Source organism: Streptomyces sp. NPDC006510, assembly GCF_040611955.1.
In the GTDB taxonomy this organism is placed as follows: Bacteria; Actinomycetota; Actinomycetes; order Streptomycetales; family Streptomycetaceae; genus Streptomyces.
The window spans coordinates 22,665-41,246 of record NZ_JBEXPH010000039.1; the positions used below are offsets into that span (position 1 = coordinate 22,665).

General features: G+C 69.9%; 15 protein-coding genes and 1 pseudogene. 11 read left to right on the forward strand and 5 right to left on the reverse strand.

Annotated elements, in window-relative coordinates; all coding sequences use genetic code 11:
• Positions 1 to 111: 111 nt before the first annotated feature.
• Positions 112 to 2,751: an SdrD B-like domain-containing protein gene (locus tag ABZY11_RS15075; RefSeq protein WP_356479547.1), complete on the reverse strand. Its 2,640-nt coding sequence runs from the start codon at positions 2,749 to 2,751 to the stop codon at positions 112 to 114.
• A 911-nt stretch (positions 2,752 to 3,662) separates the two neighbouring features.
• Between ABZY11_RS15075 and ABZY11_RS15080 the strand changes: the two genes are divergently transcribed.
• Entirely contained in the window at positions 3,663 to 4,109 is a 447-nt protein-coding gene (locus ABZY11_RS15080; RefSeq protein WP_356479548.1) for a transposase, read from the forward strand.
• 252 nt (positions 4,110 to 4,361) lie between these two features.
• Here the strand turns inward: ABZY11_RS15080 and ABZY11_RS15085 are convergent, their stop codons facing one another.
• Positions 4,362 to 5,168, reverse strand: a complete 807-nt coding sequence (locus tag ABZY11_RS15085) for an IS4 family transposase (RefSeq protein ID WP_356479549.1) — start codon at positions 5,166 to 5,168, stop codon at positions 4,362 to 4,364.
• A gap of 189 nt (positions 5,169 to 5,357) precedes the next feature.
• Here ABZY11_RS15085 and pcaC point away from each other — a divergent pair, with 189 nt between their 5' ends.
• The 3 genes from pcaC to ABZY11_RS15100 are packed head-to-tail and all read left to right on the forward strand — an operon-like array spanning position 5,358 to position 8,133.
• Entirely contained in the window at positions 5,358 to 6,635 is a 1,278-nt protein-coding gene (gene pcaC, locus ABZY11_RS15090; protein ID WP_356479550.1) for a 4-carboxymuconolactone decarboxylase, read from the forward strand.
• A gap of 13 nt (positions 6,636 to 6,648) precedes the next feature.
• The gene (locus ABZY11_RS15095; protein ID WP_356479551.1) at positions 6,649 to 7,305 is read left to right on the forward strand and encodes an MBL fold metallo-hydrolase; all 657 of its coding nucleotides are present in this window, start codon (positions 6,649 to 6,651) and stop codon (positions 7,303 to 7,305) included.
• Positions 7,306 to 7,353: 48 nt separating this feature from the next.
• Positions 7,354 to 8,133: an exodeoxyribonuclease III gene (locus ABZY11_RS15100; RefSeq protein WP_356479552.1), complete on the forward strand. Its 780-nt coding sequence runs from the start codon at positions 7,354 to 7,356 to the stop codon at positions 8,131 to 8,133.
• A gap of 124 nt (positions 8,134 to 8,257) precedes the next feature.
• Here the strand turns inward: ABZY11_RS15100 and ABZY11_RS15105 are convergent, their stop codons facing one another.
• Positions 8,258 to 9,442: a Cmx/CmrA family chloramphenicol efflux MFS transporter gene (locus tag ABZY11_RS15105; RefSeq protein ID WP_356479553.1), complete on the reverse strand. Its 1,185-nt coding sequence runs from the start codon at positions 9,440 to 9,442 to the stop codon at positions 8,258 to 8,260.
• Between the two features lie 559 nt (positions 9,443 to 10,001).
• Between ABZY11_RS15105 and ABZY11_RS15110 the strand changes: the two genes are divergently transcribed.
• The 5 genes from ABZY11_RS15110 (at position 10,002) to ABZY11_RS15130 (ending at position 13,766) form a co-directional block, all read left to right on the forward strand.
• Positions 10,002 to 10,442, forward strand: coding sequence for a DUF6278 family protein (locus ABZY11_RS15110; RefSeq protein WP_356479554.1), 441 nt, complete (start codon positions 10,002 to 10,004; stop codon positions 10,440 to 10,442).
• A 123-nt stretch (positions 10,443 to 10,565) separates the two neighbouring features.
• Positions 10,566 to 11,309: an amino acid ABC transporter ATP-binding protein gene (locus ABZY11_RS15115; RefSeq protein WP_356479555.1), complete on the forward strand. Its 744-nt coding sequence runs from the start codon at positions 10,566 to 10,568 to the stop codon at positions 11,307 to 11,309.
• Between the two features lie 14 nt (positions 11,310 to 11,323).
• Positions 11,324 to 12,235 carry a glutamate ABC transporter substrate-binding protein gene (locus ABZY11_RS15120; RefSeq protein ID WP_356479570.1) on the forward strand — a complete coding sequence of 304 codons (912 nt, stop codon included), beginning with the start codon at positions 11,324 to 11,326 and terminating at the stop codon, positions 12,233 to 12,235.
• Positions 12,236 to 12,252: 17 nt separating this feature from the next.
• Entirely contained in the window at positions 12,253 to 12,897 is a 645-nt protein-coding gene (locus tag ABZY11_RS15125) for an amino acid ABC transporter permease (RefSeq protein WP_356479556.1), read from the forward strand.
• Complete coding sequence (locus ABZY11_RS15130; RefSeq protein ID WP_356479557.1) at positions 12,894 to 13,766, forward strand: amino acid ABC transporter permease; 873 nt, start codon at positions 12,894 to 12,896, stop codon at positions 13,764 to 13,766. The genes ABZY11_RS15125 and ABZY11_RS15130 overlap by 4 nt, the downstream gene beginning before the upstream one ends.
• 58 nt (positions 13,767 to 13,824) lie before the next feature.
• On the opposite strand, the pseudogene ABZY11_RS15135 reads toward ABZY11_RS15130, so the two are convergent.
• Both ABZY11_RS15135 and ABZY11_RS15140 read right to left on the reverse strand, forming a co-directional pair.
• Positions 13,825 to 14,244, reverse strand: a pseudogene (locus ABZY11_RS15135) (CocE/NonD family hydrolase C-terminal non-catalytic domain-containing protein); the annotation flags it as partial.
• A gap of 13 nt (positions 14,245 to 14,257) precedes the next feature.
• Positions 14,258 to 15,472 carry an Ig-like domain-containing protein gene (locus ABZY11_RS15140; RefSeq protein ID WP_356479558.1) on the reverse strand — a complete coding sequence of 405 codons (1,215 nt, stop codon included), beginning with the start codon at positions 15,470 to 15,472 and terminating at the stop codon, positions 14,258 to 14,260.
• A 225-nt stretch (positions 15,473 to 15,697) separates the two neighbouring features.
• On the opposite strand from ABZY11_RS15140, the gene ABZY11_RS15145 reads away from it, so the two are divergent.
• The gene (locus tag ABZY11_RS15145; RefSeq protein WP_356479559.1) at positions 15,698 to 16,861 is read left to right on the forward strand and encodes a peptidoglycan bridge formation glycyltransferase FemA/FemB family protein; all 1,164 of its coding nucleotides are present in this window, start codon (positions 15,698 to 15,700) and stop codon (positions 16,859 to 16,861) included.
• Complete coding sequence (murJ, locus tag ABZY11_RS15150) at positions 16,858 to 18,522, forward strand: murein biosynthesis integral membrane protein MurJ (protein ID WP_356479560.1); 1,665 nt, start codon at positions 16,858 to 16,860, stop codon at positions 18,520 to 18,522. Before ABZY11_RS15145 ends, murJ begins: the two co-directional genes overlap by 4 nt.
• The last annotated feature ends 60 nt before the right edge of the window (positions 18,523 to 18,582 follow it).

Sequence of the window (18,582 nt, forward strand, 5' to 3'; positions counted from 1 at the left end):
GCCTTCTCTCATCGGTCGGTCACACAGGAGGGCGGGTTCGCGAACCGCTGGTCCGCGAACCCGCCCGAGCCGGCCCGGACGGTCACCGGTGCCGGTCGCCCCGCTCCGGGGCTAGCGGTGCTGTGCCCTTCGCCTGCGCATCAGTACGACCAGTGCCGCACCGAGGACTGTGAGCGCGGCGCAGCCGGCCAGGGCCAGCGAAACCACCTGGCTCATGCCGGTGGAAGCCAGGCCCGAGTTGGGTGTGTGGCCGGGTGCACCCGGTGCGCCCGGTGCACCCGGAGCCCCCGGCGAACCCGGTTTGCCTGGTGTGTCCGGTACCGGCGTCGTCGGTTTCGGCGTCGGCTCGGTGGTGGGAAGCCGTCGGTTGACCGCTGTCACCGAGACCCCGTCGTCGAGATTGTCGGAGGTCAGCACCAGCGGCCCGAACACGGTCACGTCCGGTGCGGCGTAACCCGCGGGCGGGCTGACCTCCTGCCAGTAGTACGTGCCCGGTGCGCCGGTCCCGCGGCAGATGCCGTCGGTCCCGGTCATGCAGGGCTTGCCGACCTTCGTGTCCGGCTCCGCCCCGGTGGTCTGCAGCTCGTCGGAGCCGTTCGTCTCCTTCCACAGCTGGAATTTCGCCCGGGCCAGCGCTCTGCCGTCCTGGTCGTGCTTGACCAGGCGCAGCACGCCCTCCTGTTGCCGGAAGCCGAAGTCGTAGGTGTGGTCGTTCTCTCCGGGCCCGCCGGTGGTCAGCGCCCGCTCCGGGAATTTTGCGTCGCGCGGGACGATGCCCTTGGAGTCGATGAAGTGGTTGTCGCCGACATCCGCGTCCGTGGGCACCCACTGGTAGAGCGGGCCGCCCTTGGCGTAGTCGGCCGGTTTGTCGAGGCGGATGGTGTACTTGGTCCTCGGCTGGAGGCCACCGGTGACATTGGAGTCGTCGAAGTAGTACTCGCCACGCGCCGTCGTCCCGGTCGTCCCCACGAGCTTGCCCGACTCGTCGTACAGGGCGACGGTCGCGCCCACGACCGGGCGCTGGCCCGGGTTCTGGATGCCCTTGCGCTCGGGGTCGTACCAGACCCGGTTGCCGATCTGGAGCGGGGCCTGGTCGCAGAGCACCTCCAGGTCGCCCATCGAGGCGCCCTTGCCGAACGGGGCGATGCTTCCCGGTGGGTTGAGGCGCAGGCCGGAGTTCGGGTCCTGCTTGCCGTCGCGCTTGACGAAGGCGGTGCCGTACCCGAAGGCGGTGCTGTTGGGGTCGAAGCCGGCGGTCGCGATGGTGTCCTCGACCTTGGAGAGCGCCATGCCCGCGAAGGACGCGTTGTGGTGGGAGCCCATCCGGCTGGTGTCGAAGAAGCGGGTGCCCCGGGGGGTGAGCCCGCAGCCGTTGTTGGTGTCCATCACGTACAACTCGCCCGTCAGGCACGCCTTGTTCAGGTCACCGCCGGCCAAAACGCTGGCGGCCGAGGTGGGCGTGGGGGCGGCCGGGGCCCGGTCGGCGAAGCGGTCGCGGAAGGCCAGCAGCATGGAACCGTCGGCCTCGAAGTCGATCTCGCCCAACTCCGGTTCGGGTTGGGCCAGATAGCTCCGGCAGGCCTGGCCGTTCTGCGCGGTCGGGAAGGTGTTGGTCCAGGGGAACCAGCCCGCGCCGTCGCACGGGGGCCCGCCGACCGTGGACTGGCGCGGGTAGTCCAGCGGCTGGTCCAGCACCGGCTTCCGGAACGCTCCGGTGGCGAGGTCGAAGGGCATGACCACCGCACGCAGGTCCGTCACCTTCCCGGTGGACTCGCCGGAGCACACCCCGCCGACGTAGCCGACGCCGTCATGCAGACCGAGGCCGAACGGGCGCCAGTCCACCGCCGCCGGACAGCCCGGATCCGGGATGGCGGCGACGGTCTTCGGCGCCGCCGCGGTCGCCACCGTGGCGTCATAGCGGTAGAGCTTGCGGTTGTTGAGGTTGACGACGAACAGGTCCCTGCCGTCATCGGTGATCTTGATGCCGCCCAGGCTCTCCTTGCCGGGCACGGTGAGGAAGGCGTCGTCAGTGCCCTGGCCGTGTGCCGTCGTCCCCGCGTCCGGGACGACGGTGAACAGGGTGGTCTTCTTCTGCGCGCGGTCGGTCACGTAGATCCCCCCGGCGCCGCCCGGACCGTAGTCCGTGGTGCGCTTGGCCAGCGCGGAGGAGAACACCCGCTTGTCGGCCTTGTTCCACGCGATGCCGAAGAGAGTGCCGGTCTCCGCGTTGGTGGCGACGTTCGTGACGTTGACGTCGACACCGTCCTGACCGCGTGCGCCGTACGGAAAGGAGACCAGCGTGCGCTGGGTCCCGCCCTCGCGCGTGGCGGGCTGACAGGTCGTCACCAGCGGTGCGTTCTTCTGGCAGTAGTCAGCCGGACTCCACAGCCCGGTGGTGTACGCCACGTTCTTCTCGTTGGAGAGGTCGACGAACTCCTCATTGCTGCTCAACTGGTTGGGCGCACCGTCCAGTCCCTGGCGCGAGGCGAAGGCCGGGAACAGCACACCCGGCTTCGGATTCACCACCTGCACCCGGTACTTGCCGCTGGTGGCGCTGTCCGCAGCCGGAGTCAGTGTCACGGTGCCGTCGGCCGCCGTGACCCCCTCGATGCCCGTCCCGGTGTCGCCGGTGAGGGTCACCTTGACGCCCGCGATGCCCGGTTCCAGCGCGGGGGTCCACACTCCGGTGTTGTCCACGGCCCGGATCACCCGGACCGTCACCGACCCGTCCCCCGCCTGCGAGTGCGCCACGGGCGCCACGGCTAACGAGCCACTACCGATTCCCAAGGCGAGCGCGGCCAGGCAGCCAACGGTGCGGCGACCGGGCATGCCCGGCCTCCGCCGACGCGGCTCGGGCGCGGCTCCCTTCGCTTGTTCATTCGTAGATTTCATCCCCTGCTCTCAGCGTTCAGAAGGGCCTGATGTCCTGCTCGTGAGGGAGTACATAGAGATGCGGAGAACCGCCTTGCCAGCGATCTTAGAAGGGCTTTGGGCAAGATCGTGGCGGAATGGCGAACTCGTCCTCCACCGAACTCTCACGCAGCGGCCTCCGAGCGCATCACAGACGGGGCGGCGAGGTGGCGAGCGAGCTCGCACGCCTGCCGCGCCGGTCGCTGCGGACGCGGACGCCCTCCGGGTTTCGGCCGAACTCGACGACGACACGGTCACCGTGATCCTTCGCTGATCCGCACCGCCAGTCGCAGTTCCGGCGAGCACGCCCAAGGGATCGCCGTACCGAACCGACCCTCACGGCGCCACGCAGGTGAAGGGAGAACGACCGGGCCCGGCGCAGACCGCACGGGCGACGGCGGAGCCGACCGACGCCGGCCGGTCGATGTCCCCGGCCACGTCGGCCCGCGCCTGGGCGGGGCCCGGAGCATCCCCTCGAACGCGCCACTTCATGGCCCACCGCCGGACACGGGTGCGGAATTTCCACACGATCCCGTTGAGGACCCGTCGGTCGTCCAGCCGCTTGCGCTCCGCGACGAAGCGGGCAACAGCGGCCCGACGAACCACCGTGCCATGTCCCACAGTTCATGGCAGGGCGCGGTGTTCGGCCCGGTCGCTCCACGCCCACGGCCCGGCGGTTGCTCGCCGACACCGACGAGCCTTCACTCGCTCCGCTGCGAGCGGCCCGCGCTTCAGCCCGGGAAGTCGCCTGGATGCAGACCGCCGAGATCGGCGAGGGCACACCCGCTGTCCGGTCCGGCGGACGCGAACTCTCCGGCCTGGTCCTGGACCTCGACGCCACGCTGATCACCTGCCACTCGAAAAAGGAACAAGCCACGCCCGCCCACAAGGGCGGCTTCGGCTTCCATCCACTGCTGTGTTTCCTCGCGAACACCGGCGAGGCCGTGTCCGGCCGGCTGCGGCCCGGCAACCCCGGAGCCAACACCGCCACCGATCACATCGCGGTGCTGGACGACGCCCTCGCACACATCCCCGACGCTCACCGGCACAGCACCGCGATCCTGGTCCGCGTCGACAGCGCCGGATCCGCGAAAGCCTTCCTCACCCACATCCGAACCTTGCGCGAGCACGGCCTGGACCCGCGTTTCCCGGTACGCGGTCACCGAGCTGGTCCGCCACGCGACCCGGACCCTGCCTGAGCAGGTCTGGCACCCCGCCCCGGACCGGAACGGGACACTGCGCGACGGCGCCGAGGTCGCCGAGCTGACCGGCATGGTCGACCTTGCCTTCGACCGCCTCGCAACACTGCCCCGCCCCGCCGGCTGACCGCAAACCCCTGCCTGTCACGAACCGAAGGACCCCGGAGAACCGACCACCGCGCCGGGACTCCGCCATGCCCGAGCACCGAATCGCATCGGCCACCCGATAGTGGCCCCCTCGGCGACGCCTCATCACCCCAACCGAAACGGAGAGGCTAGGTTCAATATCGGAAACTTAGTGCTTTGGTGTGCGTTTGACTCGTTTCGGTTGGGTGGCGCCGACGAGGGTGATGGCCGGGGCGCGTGGTCGGTCTGTAGTGCGCCGTCCGACAACTGCTCGACCACGGGGAGCACGAGGTCTTTGCGGACGCGCCACAGCAGGTCCGCCCCGGTTGCCGCGGCTTTGCGCCACAGGTCCACGCCGTAGAAGCCACGGTCGGCCAGCAGCAGCATCCCGGGCCGCAGGGACACCAGGACCGTCCGGGCCGGAGTCTGCTCTCCGGCGCGCAGAGCTCCGATCGCGGCGTCGAAGACGGCATGGGTGCCGCACTCCACCAGGCCGACCATGCGCAACTGCGGACATCCGACGTCCTGTTCACCCCGCCCGGAGCGAGGCGGACGGCCGAAGGCATCCACGTTCGCCTTCGTGTCAGGCAGGTCGAACGTGGTGCCGTCGATCGCAGTCAGCCGCCAGTCGCGGTAGAAGGCGCCCTGCGTGGCCGATGTGGCAACCGGACGGCACACCCGCGCGAACAACTCCCGCAGCGGCGCCACACCCAACCGGGACCCGGCCTTCCAGATCACCGCCGAACTCGGCACCACCCACGACGCACGCCAACACCGCGCACCCTGCAAACCCGCTGTCAGCAGCCGGGCGACCTCCTCATAGCTCTGCCCCGAGAACAGGCACATCGCCAGCACGAAGTAGACCACCAACCGGGCCGGCAACAACCGGTTCCGCTGCTGCACCCGGCCCGTCTCCGCCAACACCTCGTCCACAAGCGACCGAGGAAACGTTTGCGTCAGCACCCCGACCGCGACCCGGTCCGACAACCGCACACCAAACGACTTCAGCTGACCCGCTCTTGGCATACCAACAACAAAGACCGGATTGCCCCTAAGTTACCAGTATTGCGGCTAGGTTCCCCCGGCGATGTGAGATCTCGTGCGATATGGGAGCGTGAGCGGGTGAGTGAGACGACGACTGAAACCCTGCAATACCGCTTTGACGGGCCAGAAGACGCACCGATCCTGGTCCTGGGGCCTTCGCTCGGTACTTCATGGCACATGTGGGACCGGCAGATACCGGAGCTCACCCAGCACTGGAGAGTCTTCCGCTACGACCTCCCGGGCCACGGCGGCGCCCCCGCCCACCCCGCCACCGCCATCGCCGATCTCTCCGACCGGCTGCTCGCCACCCTCGACGGCGTCGGCGTCCAGCGCTTCGGGTACGCGGGCTGCTCCATCGGCGGCGCGATCGGCGCCGACCTCGCACTGCGCCACCCGCGCCGGGTCGCCTCGCTGGCCCTGGTCGCCGCCTCGCCCCGGTTCGGCAGCGCCGACGAATTCCGCCAGCGCGGGGTGGTCGTGCGCACCAACGGTCTGGAGCCGATGGCACGCACCGCACCCGAGCGCTGGTTCACCCCCGGGTTCGCCGCCGCCCAGCCGGCCATCGTCGACTGGGCCGTCCAGATGGTCCGCACCACCGACCCCGGCTGCTACATCGCCGCCTGCGAGGCCCTCGCCGCCTTCGACGTACGCGGCGAACTCGGCCGCATCACCGCCCCGACGCTCGTCCTGGTCGGCGCCGAGGACCGGGTCACCGGACCGGGCGACGCCCGCATCCTGGTCGCGGGCATACCGGACGCCCGGCTCGCCCTCGTGCCCGCCGCCTCCCACCTCGCCCCGGTCGAGCAGCCCGGAGCCGTCACCGATCTGCTGCTCACCCACTTCTCCACGGCCTGGCAGGACACCCTCGCCGCCATCCCCGTCCCGCCCTCCACCCCGCAGCTCTCCGCGCCCGTGCTGCCCGTCGCGGAGATCACCGCCGCCACCCCGCAGCCCCGGCCCGGGATCACCGGACGCCCCGACCCGTACGAGCCCGGCCTGAAGGTGCGCCGCGAGGTGCTGGGCGACGCCCATGTGGACCGGGCCCTGGCCGACTCCGACGACTTCACCGAGGACTTCCAGGAGCTGGTCACCCGCTACGCCTGGGGCGAGGTGTGGACCCGGGAGAACCTGGACCGCCGTACCCGCAGCTGTGTCACGCTCACCGCGCTGGTCGTCTCCGGCCATCTGGAGAGCCTGGCCGCACATGTCAGGGCCGCCCTGCGCAACGGCCTCACCCCGGCCGAGATCAAGGAGGTGCTGATGCAGACCGCCGTGTACTGCGGAGTGCCCGCCGCCGGTGCAGCCTTCTCGGTCGCCCAGAAGGTGATCCAGGAGGAAACGAGGCCCCGCCCGTAGCAGGATGGGAGCCATGGACGCCGTGAACCCCATGCACCTGACACTGACCAAGAAGACACACTCCTGCATCCGGCTGGAGAAGGACGGGCGGACGCTCGTCATCGACCCCGGCGGCTTCTCCGAGCAGGACGCCGCCGTCGGCGCCGACGCGATGCTGGTGACGCACGAGCACCCCGACCACTTCGACGAGGGGCGGCTGCGCGCGGGCATGGAAGCCAATCCGGCCGCCGAGATCTGGACCCTGCGCAGCGTCGCGGACCGGCTCTCCGCGGCCTTCCCCGGCCGTGTCCACACCGTCGGCCACGGCGACACCTTCGTCGCGGCGGGCTTCGACGTACAGGTGCACGGCGAGCTGCACGCGGTGATCCACCCGGACATCCCGAGGATCACCAACATCGGCTTCCTGGTGGACGGTTCGCTCTTCCACCCGGGCGACGCGCTCACCGTCCCCGACCGGCCGGTGGACACCCTGATGCTCCCGGTGATGGCTCCCTGGAACAAGATCTCCGAGGTCATCGACTACGTACGCGAGGTGAAGCCGCGGCGGGCCATCGACATCCACGACGCGCTGCTCACCGATCTCGCCCGCCCGATCTACGACAACCAGATCGGCAGCCTCGGCGGCACCGACCACGGCCGGCTGTCCCCGGGGGACTCGACCGGACTGTGACCGGCGCCGGTCCGGCGACTGTCAGTGCCAGACGTTAGGTTTACGTACATGCGCATCGCCACTTGGAACGTCAATTCGATCACCGCCCGGCTCCCGAGGCTGCTGACCTGGCTGGAGAGCACCGGCACGGATGTGCTGTGCATCCAGGAGACCAAGTGCACCGCCGAACAGTTCCCGGCGGACGCGCTCCGCGAGCTCGGCTACGAGTCCGCGGTCAACGCCACCGGCCGGTGGAACGGCGTGGCGCTGGTCTCCCGGGCCGGCCTGTCCGACGTGGTCCAGGGACTGCCCGACGGTCCCGATTACGACGGGGTGCAGGAGCCGCGGGCGATCTCCGCGACCTGCGGCCCGGTCCGCGTCTGGTCGGTCTACGTGCCCAACGGCCGCGAGGTCGAGCACGCGCACTACGCGTACAAGCTGCGCTGGTTCGAGGCCCTGCAGAAGGCCGTCGCCGCGGACGCCGCGGGCTCGCAGCCGTTCGCGGTCCTGGGCGACTTCAACGTGGCCCCGACCGACGAGGACGTCTGGGATCCGGCCCTGTTCGAGGGCGCCACGCATGTCACCCCCGCCGAGCGTGCCGCCCTCGCCGCGCTGCGCGAGGAAGGGCTGTCGGACATCCTGCCGCGCCCGCTCAAGTACGACCGCCCGTACACCTTCTGGGACTACCGGGAGCTGCGCTTCCCGAAGAACAAGGGCATGCGGATCGACCTGGTCTACGGCAACGCGCCCTTCGCCGCGGCGGTCAAGGACAGCTATGTGGACCGCGAGGAGCGCAAGGGCAAGGGCGCGTCCGACCATGCCCCGGTGGTCGTGGACCTCGACATCTGAGGACCCGTTGTCAGTGGCGGCCGATAGCGTGATAGCTGTCCTTATCCCGCTTGCTGGCTGCTTGCTGTGACCAGGACAGCCCCGCCCGTTCAGCGCCGGGCGGGGCTCCATCCACCCCGGTCCGTCAGACCGCGGCGACGCCGTCCCGGTCCCGGCCGCGATCGGCGGCACGGTTCATTCCCAGCGCCGCCCCGGCGGAGCCCAGGGCCAGGACCATCAGCAGGGCGCTCACCCACAGCGGCGACCGGAAGCCGAACCCCGCACTGATCGCCAGCCCGCCCAGCCAGGGGCCGAGCGCGGCACCCACATTGAACGCGGCCGTGGCGAACGAGCCGGACAGGGTCGGTGCGTCGGCCGCCAGCCGGAACACCCACGAGATCAGCGCCGTACCGGTGCCGAACGCCAGCATCCCCTGGACGAGGACGAGCGCCATGGTCGCGGACGGACTGCCCGCGGTCAGCGCGAACCCGGTCCAGCCGATCACCAGCGCCACCAGACCGGCCGCGGTGAAGGAGACCGGCCGCGCGTCGACGAGCCGGCCGGCGGCCGTGACGCCGATGAACGAGCCCAGTCCGAACAGCGCCAGCAGACCGGGAACCCAGGCGGTGGCGAGCCCGGTGACATGGGTGGCGAGGGGTTCCACGTAGGAGAACGCGCAGAACGTCGCCCCCTGCACCAGGGCGCTCGTCAGCAGGGTCAGCAGCAGCCGCGGGCCGGCCAGGGTCCGCAGCTCGACGCTCGCGGGAGCGGGAGTGGACTCCGGCCGCCCCGCCGGAACGGTCCTGGCGATCACGATGACGGCCGGCACACAGACCAGGGCCACGGCCCAGAACGCCGACCGCCACCCCCAGTGCCCGCCCAGCACCGCACCGGCGGGCACCCCGGCCACACAGGCGACGGTGACACCCCCGACCACCACCGAAGTGGCGCGTGCCCGTGCCTCGGGCCCGACCATGGAGACCGCGGTCACCAGGGCCACCGCCCAGAACCCCGCATTGGCCAGCGCCGCGACGACCCGGGTCGCGAGGAGCACCCCGTAGCCGGGAGTGAGCGCGCCGATGACATGGACGGCGCTGAAGACACAGAGGAAGAACAGCAGTGCGCGGCGGCGCGGCCAGTTCCGGCTGAAGAGCGCCATCAGCGGCGCCCCGATGATCATTCCGATCGCGAAGGCCGAGGTCAGGAGCCCCGCGGCGGGGATGGACACATGCAGATCGTCGGCGATGTCCGAGACCAGCCCGGACAGCATGAATTCAGAGGTGCCCTGGGCGAAGACGGCGAGCCCGAGCGCGTAGACAGCGAATGGCATGAAGGAACCCCATGGACGGCAGACGAATGGACCAGGCAGGGGGTGTGGGCCCACGCCCGCCCGGCATGACGGGCGGCAACGCGGAAGAACGTCCGGAGAGTTCATGGACGTGACCCGGCAACGCGGCAGGCGCCGGAGCGGGAGAGTCCGCGCACGGCCGCATCGGGAGCGGTGCACGAGCGCGGACGGGAAGAGCGCAGCCCACACAGCGGTGGTCCTGCGGCGGCAGCCGATGGGAATCGGCTCCGGGGCCGGTACTCGGCGCGACGGGAGCGATTCTTCGGCGGATCAGCCACCGGCGGACCGGTGGCTAGCCTCTGTCGGACTCGGGGCTGGACATGATCGTGAAGCTACCAGCCCGATCGCCTCGCCTCCACCCCTTTTCGACCGGAACCACTTTCTGCCGGAACCGTGAGACCTCCCGGCGCGCGGGCCCGGGGCGGTGGTGCACGGCGCACGCGGCGGCGCGCGAGCGGGCGCCCACCTCCGGTTCAGCACTCGAACGACAGGCCGCGCGCCCTGTGGTGCACAACACAGGAGGGATGCGACCCTGAGTGGTATGAACATCCCTTTCTTGGACAACTGGCGTAAGCGTCACGACGGTGAGCGGGGGGCGGGGCTCGCCGCCGCCGTCGCGGCCGATCCCGATGGCGTGGCCGAGCTCCTCGCCGAGTGCGAGCTGCTGCGTGTCCGGGCGGGGCAGCGCGGGCTCGAACTCGACGACAGCCCGGCCTCGTTGGCGGCGCTCGACCAGTTGCCGCCGCGCTGGCGCGACGACCCCGAGGAGCTGCCCTGGCTGGGTAATGACGCGGGGCTGTACCTCGGGACGGTCCTGGTGCGGAACGTCCCCGGCGCGGTCTGGAGCATCTGGCCGAGCGGGCAGCCCGTGGTGCGGCTCGCCTCCGGACGCGAGATCGATGTGGTGGAGGCCGGACTGGACTGGGCGATGGCGGGCAGCCCCGAGCTCTCGCAGGTGTACTCGGAGTCGGCCGAAGGGTAACTAATTCACTACAACCGAATAAGAAGCCTTATGCCCCATTTGTGCGTGTCGGTGACGAAGTCCCTTTTCAGGCTGGATAGTTTGCGCTGACCTCGACACAGCGAAAAGTGGGTAGGGCAGCGTATGGCCGTCGATCCGTTGATCGAGCTGCGGGACGTCAACAAGTACTACGGACAGTTGCACGTACTGCAGGACATCAATCTCACCGTCGGCCGCGGGGAGGTGGTGGTGGTCATCGGCCCCTCCGGCTCCGGCAAATCAACGCTCTGCCGGACCATCAACCGGCTGGAGACGATCGAGTCCGGCCGGATCGCGATCGACGGCAGACCCCTCCCCGAGGAGGGGAAGGGGCTGGCCCAGCTCCGGGCCGAAGTGGGCATGGTCTTCCAGTCGTTCAACCTGTTCGCGCACCGGACCGTGCTGGCCAATGTCTCGCTCGCCCAGCTCAAGGTCCGCAAGCGGAAGAAGGACGAGGCGGACCGGCGCTCCCGTGAGCTGCTGGAGCGGGTCGGTCTTGCCGCGCAGGCCGACAAGTACCCCGCCCAGCTCTCCGGCGGCCAGCAGCAGCGCGTGGCCATCGCCCGCGCCCTCGCCATGGACCCCAAGGCATTGCTCTTCGACGAGCCCACCTCGGCGCTCGACCCGGAGATGATCAACGAGGTGCTGGAGGTGATGCAGCAGCTCGCCCGGGACGGCATGACCATGGTCGTCGTCACGCACGAGATGGGCTTCGCCCGCTCCGCCGCCAACCGCGTGGTCTTCATGGCCGACGGACGCATCGTCGAGGACCGCACTCCCGAGGCGTTCTTCACCGATCCGGAGAGCGACCGCGCCAAGGACTTCCTGTCCAAGATCCTCAAGCACTGACGGGGGGCTCCGTGTTGCGTACGAGAAGAGTTCTGGCCGCCTGCGCCGGCCTCCTGCTGGCCGTACTCGCCACCGCGTGCGGCAAGGAGGGCAGCCCGCCGGTGAAGGGCCCCAAGCCCGAGCAGCTGCCGGTGTACAAGGTCGACACCAACTTCCAGCTGCCCGCCTCGCCGACCTGGGAGAAGGCGAAGAAGCGCGGCTACCTCCGGGTCGGGGCCAAGGAGGACCAGCCCTACCTGGGCGAGAAGGACCCGGCCACCGGTGTCTACTCCGGCTTCGACATCGAGATCGCCAGGATGATGTCGGCCTCGCTCGGCTTCGACCCGAAGACGATCCGCTTCAAGACCATCGCCTCCGCCAACCGCGAGACGGCGCTGCAGAACGGGCAGATCGACTACTACGTCGGCACCTACACCATCAACGACATGCGCAAGAAGCTCGTCGGCTTCGCCGGGCCCTACTACATGGCCGGACAGAGCCTGCTCGTCCGCACCGACGAGAACGACATCAACGGCCCGCAGGACCTGGCCGGCAAGACGGTCTGCTCGGCCGCGGGATCGACCCCGTACCAGCGCATCGCCGCCGACTACCCGAAAGCCGTCCTGGTCGCCTATGACACGTACTCGATCTGCGTCGACAACCTGCTGACCTACCAGGTCGACGCCGTCACCACCGACGACGCCATCCTGCTCGGCTTCGCGGCCAAGGCGCCCAAGGAGATGAAGGTCGTGGGCAAGCCGTTCTCCCAGGAGCCGTACGGCATCGGAGTCCCGCGCAGCGACAACGCGCTGCGGTTCGCACTCGACGACGCCCTGGCGGCCAACGAGAAGAACGGCAACTGGAAGAAGGCGTTCGAGGCCACTCTCGGTCTCTCCGGAGTGCCCGCGCCGACACCGCCGCCCATCGACCGCTACCCGGCGACCTGAGAGGGCGGACATCGACCATGGACGTACTCACCGAGAATTTCGCGCTCTACGGCAAGGGCTTCCTGGGCACGGTCGAACTGACCGTCTACTCCTCGATCCTGGCCCTGCTCCTCGGCTTCTTCATGGCCTCCTGCCGGGTGGCCCCCGTCGGCTCGCTGCGCGTACTGGGCACGGTCTGGGTGACGGTGCTGCGCAACACCCCGCTGACGCTGCTCTTCTTCGCGGTCCTGCTCGGGCTGCCGCGCTTCGGCCTGGTCCTTCCCTTCGAGGTCTTCGCGGTCGTCGCGCTCGGCTGCTACACCTCCGCGTTCATCTGCGAGGTGCTGCGCTCGGGCATCAACACCGTGCCGACGGGACAGGGCGAGGCGGCCCGCAGCCTCGGCATGACCTTCGGCCAGACGCTGAACGCCGTGGTGCTGCCCCAGGCGTTCCGGTCGGTGATCCCGCCGATCGGCTCCACGCTCATCGCCCTCGCCAAGAACTCGGCGATCGCCGGGGCGTTCAGCGTCACCGAGCTGCTCGGTACCTACAAGACCCTCAACGAGCTGGGCTACAGCATCATCTGGACCTTCGTCTGGATCGCCGTCGGCTACCTGATCATCACCCTGTCCATCAGTGCGCTCTTCAACGTGATGGAGAAGCGCTGGGGAGTCGCCCGATGACCACCCGCACCGCGCCGTCCGCCACCGCGCTCTACGACATCCCGGGCCCGGCGACCCGCAAACGCCATCTCCTGTACGGGTTCGTCTCGACGGCCCTGATCCTCGCCCTGCTCGGCTGGGTCGTCTATCTGCTCTTCGACACCGAACAGTTCACCAGCGCCAAGTGGACACCCTTCACGTACAAGGGCATTCAGGAACTGCTGCTGCGCGGTCTGGGCAACACCCTCAAGGCGTTCGCGTACGCCGCGGTGCTCTCCCTCCTGCTCGGCGCGGTCCTCGCCGTCGGCCGGCTCTCCGATCACCGGCCCGTGCGCTGGATCGCTACGCTGCTGGTGGAGTTCTTCCGGGCCATGCCCGTACTGGTGATGATCTTCTTCATCTTCGTGGCGCTGAAGGTGCAGCCGCTGCCCGCCCTGGTCACCGGTCTGACCCTGTACAACGGTTCGGTGCTCGCCGAGGTGTTCCGTACCGGGATCGTCTCGGTGGAGCGCGGCCAGTCCGAGGCCGCGTACGCCCTGGGGCTGCGCAAGACGCAGGTCACCACGTTCGTACTGGCCCCGCAGGCGGTGCGCGCCATGCTGCCCACGATCATCAGCCAGCTGGTCGTGGCGCTGAAGGACACCTCGCTCGGCTATCTGATCACCTACGAGGAATTCCTCCACGCGGGCAAGCTCATCGCGTCCAACCTCGACTACGATCTTCCCTTCATCCCCGTAGTGATGGTGATCTCGCCGATCTACATCGGGATGTGCATGCTGCTCTCCTGGTTCGCGACCTGGGTGGCCAAGCGGGAACGGCGCAATCCGAAGATGAAGGCCGTGAAGATCGCACCGGCCGAACCAGGGACGCTGCTGCCGGGAGTGCAGTAGCGGGGCCCGCCGCGAGGCGGTCCCGGCAGAGCGGTGCCCGCCCGGCAGCAGCCGGTGATCACTTCTCGCGCAACGGCACGGACACGTACGACGGGTCCGCCGGTGACGAGGAGAAGGTCAGCTGTGATCCGGTCGGGTTGTGCTCGATGTACCGCGGATCGACGGTGTCGATCACCAGGGTGAGACGGTGACCGGCCGGAACGTCGTAGGTGGTGGAGAACAGCTCCAGGCCTACGGGGAACGGTCGGCCCGGCGTCCGCCCGTGGAAGGTAGGGGGCGTTGCTGACCAGCTTGCCGAGGCCGAGCGGCCCTTCGTCGTAGAGATATGCGACGAAGGTGCCGCTCTCCTTGTTTCCGGTCACTGTGGTGTGGAGCTTCGCCGTACCGCGGATGTGCCGCTCCGCCGGGCGCCCCCGGACTGCCGGACCCCGGCGAAGGTGCGGGGCAGCAGCGGGGCGGAGGCCGAGGCGGGCGGCGGCTCCCCGGCCCGGCTACAGCGCGCTCTTCGCCTGCCAGTCGGCCCACGACACGTTCCACGCCCCGTACCCGTTGCCCTCCGCGACCGTGCCCTTGGCGTCCGCGCCGGTGATCTCGAACGGGTCGCCGACCCGCACCTGCTGGTAGAGCGCGGCGGCGTTGGCGTCGCTCATCCCGACACAGCCCGAACTGTGGTTGGCCACCCCGAAGTAGGCCGCGTTCCACGGCGCCGCGTGGGCGTACATCCCCGACCAGGTCAGCCGCATCGACGAGTCGACCATCTTGTCGTAGGCATCGCCGAGACCGACCGTCTCGGAGCGCATGTTGATCGTGCCCTCCTTGGCCATCAGTACGGCGGTGCCGCGCCAGGACGCCTTCTCGCCGCCGGGGGTGCCGGCCGACATGGGCACGTCCATGACGGTCTTCCCGTCCCGCTTCAGCGCCAGCCGATGGCGGTCGAGGTCGACCTTGACCACCTGGTCGGCGCCGATCGTGAAGGTGGTCCGGTAGTCGCGTACGAACCAGCCGCCGGACGGGCCCGAGTCGATGCCGTTGAGATCGGCGTCGAGCGTGACCTTCGTACCGGACTTCCAGTACTCCTTGGGCCGCCAGTCGACCCGGTCTTTGCCGGAGTAGTCCTGCAGCCAGCCCCAGGAGCCCTCGGTGTTGTTCGAGGTGGAGACCTTCAGGGCCTTCTCGACCGCCGCCTTGTCCTTGACCGGGTTGTCGAAGACGATCGAGAGCGGCTGGGCGACACCGACCGTGGTGTTCTTGCCGGGAGCCAGCGCCAGCTTGTTGACCTCGTCGGCGGTGGCGGTGGTGAAGTCGGCCTTGGCGCCGCCGCCCTCGGTGTTCTTCGCCTCGACGGCGTACGTGGTGCCGGGCGCGGCGGGCCGGTCCGACGTCCACGTCCTGCCGTCGGCGGATATCCGGCCGGTGAGCGCCTCGCCCCCGTCCGCGCTCACCGTGACCGTCTTCAGCTTTCCGGTGCCGAGCGTCACCTTCACCGGCGTACCCGGGGCGGCCTGGCTGCCGCGGAGGTTCACCGAGATCTCGGCCCCGGAGGCCGGAGCGGCCGCCTGACCCTTGTCCGACTCCGAGTTCGATGCGGCGGCACCGGAACAGGCGGTGAGCATGGCACCGAGCACCGCGGTACCGGCGACCAGGGTGATCCGGACCGGGCGGCCGAGGGGAGCGGTACGGCGTACGGGCCGGCGTGCAGCGATCAACGGAAAAACCTCCAAGGCATTGCTTCTCGTAGATGGAGAGGCGTTCATCCGACGATAGGTTCCGCAAATCGGCCGAAAACCGGGAAATACCCTGTGTGACATGTACCGCAGCACAACGGTCATCGTCCGGTCACATACGCCGCTCGGCTCCGTCACGGACCGCTGTGAGCATCCTGTGCGGCCTCGCGGAACCGACAGCGGGGCGGACCAGGGAGGGCCACGAACATGTCAGCGCTGCTCGCGACCGGAGACCGCCGTCATGACCAGGACCTGCGGATACGCGAACTGACCGCCGCCGAGCACCGGGCATTCCTGTCCACCCGCCCGGGGGCGAGCTTTCTGCAATACCCGTCCTGGGCCGCGGTGAAGGACCGGTGGACCTCCGAAACGGTCGGCTGGCACGGCGACTCCGGCGAACCGACCGGAGCAGCCCTGGTGCTCTACCGGCAATTCCCCGGCACGCGCAAGTACTTCGCCTATCTGCCCGAGGGGCCGGTGGCCGACTGGGCCGACCCGGACATCGACCGCTGGCTCGGCCCGCTCATGGCGTATCTGCGCAGGGCCGGCGCCTTCGCCGTACGGATCGGTCCCTCACCGGCGTACCGCCGCTGGGACACCGGCCGTCTCAAAGCGGCCACCGGGCCGGGACGGAAGGTCTCCGACGTGCTGGCGAGCGAGGTCGACCCGCTCGGCGCGGCCGTCGCCGAACGGCTCCGGGCCCGCGGCTGGCACCGCTGCGGCGGCGACGGCGAGGACGCCGACGCGCAGCCGCGCCATGTCTTCCACGTGCCGCTCGCCGGGCGGACCCCGGACGACCTGTGGTCCGGGCTCAACCAGGAATGGCGCCGCAACGTGCGCAAGGCCGAGAAGGCCGGGGTGCGGATCGTCATCGGCGGCGAGTCCGAACTCGCGGAGTTCCACCGGCTGCTGCGGATCACCGAGGAACGCGACGGCTTCCGGCTCGGCCGCTCACTCGCCTATTACCAGCGGCAGTACGCCGTACTCAACGCCGAACAGCCCGGCCGGATGCGGCTCTACCTCGCGGTCCACCAGGGCGAGATCCTGGCCGCCCACACCATGATCAGCACCGGCCGGCGGGTCTGGTACCAGACCGGAGCCTCCGCCGACCACCGCCGGGAGGTCCGCCCCAGCAACGCGCTGCAGTGGCGGATGATGCTCGATGCCCATGCGCTCGGCGCCGATGTGCACGACATGCGCGGGGTACCCTCCACCCTTGACCCCGACGACCGCCCCTTCGGGCTGCTCCGCTGGAAGCTCGGCACCGGCGGCCACGTCGTCGAGACGCTCGGAGAGTGGGAGACATCGGTGGGCGGAGCCACGAACAACACGCTGTACCGGGCGTTCCGGGCGTACCTGGCCCGCCGATGACCGCCACCGGAGCGACCACCACCGCGGTCGCCGACCACAAGCCCCGCTCGGTGCTGCGCAACGGCGCCGTCATGGCGGCCGGCTCCATCGTCTCCCGGGCGACCGGCTTCATACGCTCGGCGGTCGTCGTCGCCGCGCTCGGCACCGGGCTCCAGGCCGACGGGTACAACGTCGCCAACACCGTGCCCAACATCCTCTACACACTGCTCATCGGCGGCGCGCTCAACGCCGTCTTCGTCCCCGAGCTGGTGCGTGCGGCGAAGAACCACGCCGACGGCGGAGCCGCGTACACCGACCGGCTGCTCACCGTCTGCACCGTCGGCCTCCTCGCCCTCACCGGCATCACCGTCCTCGCCGCCCCGTGGATCGTCGCGGTCTACGCCCCCGGTTACCACGGCGCGCAGGCGGAAATGACCGTCGCCCTGGCCCGCTACTGCCTGCCGCAGATCCTCTTCTACGGACTGTTCACCCTCCTCGGGCAAGTACTGAATGCCCGGGGCCGGTTCGGCGCGATGATGTGGACCCCGGTCCTCAACAACGTGGTCATCATCGCCGTGTTCGGGATCTACCTCGGCATCGCGACGGGCTCCGACGGCACGCTCACCCCGACGCAGGCCCAGTGGCTCGGCTGGGGCACGACGGCCGGGATCGTCGTCCAGACGCTCGCCCTGGCGCCCGCGCTGCGTGCCGCGGGGTTCCGCTGGCGGCCCCGGTTCGACTGGCGGGGCAGCGGCCTCACCCGGCCGCTGCGCGCGGCCGGCTGGCTGGTCACGCTCGTGCTCACCAACCAGATCGCCTACTGGGTGGTGACCCGGCTCTCCACCACCATCGGCCAGCGCGCCGAGGACATGGAACTGGCGGGCGGCGCCGGCTACACCGCGTACAGCTACGCCTATCAGCTGTGGGTGGTGCCGCACGGCATCGTGACCGTTTCGCTCGTCACCGCGCTGATGCCCCGGATGAGCCGGGCGGCGGCCGACAACGACCTGCCGGGCCTGCGGCGTGACGTCTCGTACGCCCTGCGCACCTCCGCGGCGGTCGTGGTGCCCGCGGTGGCCCTGCTGTTCGCGCTGGCACCGTGGGTGATGGGAGCCGTCTACGGATACGGGCGCACGGACGACGCGGACATCGCCGTGATGGCGGGCATGATGATGGCGTTCGCGCCCGGACTCATCGCCTACTCCGGGCAGTACGTGCTCTCCCGGGCGTTCTACGCGATGAGCGACACCCGCACGCCGTTCTTCCTCAATCTGGTGATCGCGGCGCTCAACGCCGGGCTCTCGGCCGCCGCGTATCTGCTGCTGCCGGTCCGCTGGGCCGTGACGGGAATGGCCGGGGCCTACTCCGTGGCGCTGTTCGCGGGCTTCGCCGCCACCGCGTACGTGCTGCACCGCAGGGTCGGCCGCAGCGACGCGGCCGGGACCTCACTGCTGCGTTCGCCCACGCTGTGGGCGCAGCTCCGGCTGGTGGCGGCAGCTGTGCCCGCCGGGCTGCTGGGGTACCTGGCCGCTCGGAGCTGCGCGGGGTCCGGGGACTTCGCGGCGGTGGGCGCGGGCTCCTTGGTGCTCCTGCTCACGGTGGCGCTGCTGGCGCGGCCGTTCCGGCTGCGGGAGGTCAGCGCCGTGATCGCGGCGGGACGGTCGCGGCTGCGCCGGGCGTGAACCGCCGGGCGCACACCCGCTCACCGGTTCGAATCCATTTCTTGATCGCTGGGATACTGC